The sequence below is a fragment of the Campylobacter concisus UNSWCS genome (genome assembly GCF_000466685.1).
Taxonomy (GTDB): Bacteria; Campylobacterota; Campylobacteria; order Campylobacterales; family Campylobacteraceae; genus Campylobacter_A; species Campylobacter_A concisus_A.
Window position 1 is genome coordinate 1 of the sequence record NZ_ANNG01000131.1, and the last position, 223, is coordinate 223.

At 51.6% G+C, this 223-nt stretch carries 1 protein-coding gene; it reads right to left on the reverse strand.

The annotated features are described in order from the left end of the window. On the reverse strand, positions 1 to 223 hold a 223-nt coding region (locus UNSWCS_RS12195; RefSeq protein WP_035144232.1), incomplete at both ends, for a hypothetical protein.

Sequence of the window (223 nt, forward strand, 5' to 3'; positions counted from 1 at the left end):
TGCACCGCCTTCTTTACCGTCGCTCGCGTCGTCTTTGCCGCCCTTGATCTCACTAAATTTCATCCGTCTAAATCCGCTTTGCTCCGAGCTATCCTCTACGTATACACTTACGTCTTTATCTGCCTTGCCGCCTTTTATAGCCGCGTCTATGTCTGCGATCTCTACTGCAAACAGCAGCTTCGCTCCGCCACGGCTTCTGATACCGGCGTCGGATATCTTTATG